The sequence below is a fragment of the Mesorhizobium sp. M4B.F.Ca.ET.203.01.1.1 genome (genome assembly GCF_004791025.1).
Taxonomy (GTDB): domain Bacteria; phylum Pseudomonadota; class Alphaproteobacteria; order Rhizobiales; family Rhizobiaceae; genus Mesorhizobium; species Mesorhizobium abyssinicae.
The window spans coordinates 1-329 of record NZ_SRUO01000167.1; the positions used below are offsets into that span (position 1 = coordinate 1).

At 66.6% G+C, this 329-nt stretch carries 1 protein-coding gene; it reads left to right on the plus strand.

Going from position 1 to position 329, the window contains the following annotated elements:
* Positions 1-40: 40 nt before the first annotated feature.
* Positions 41-329: hypothetical protein (locus EN846_RS34150; RefSeq protein WP_210236154.1), on the plus strand; the 289-nt coding region annotated here is incomplete at its 3' end.

The window sequence follows — 329 nt, forward strand, 5'->3', positions numbered from 1 at the left end:
CTGATTCCTCGCCTTCCGCGCTGCTTCCTAGCATCGTTGCATGTTCCGCTTTCCCCGCCCTTCGCTGCAGCAGACCGTGCCATCGGCCACCGCGTCGGTGCTGTTGCGCTGCCTGACCGTGTGCGTCTTCCTCTGCCTGGCTGCGGCGGCCGGGTTCTACCTGCTCACGGCGTTCACCGAGGACATCTCGACCCATCGCCGCGAGATGAATGCCGCCGCCTACAAGGCCCAGATCTATTTCGACCAGCGCGAAGCCCTGTTGCGGTACCTGGGCGATTCGGTGCTGGCCGGCCGCCCGGATGCGCCCGCTGCGGACAGCGAAGGCATGC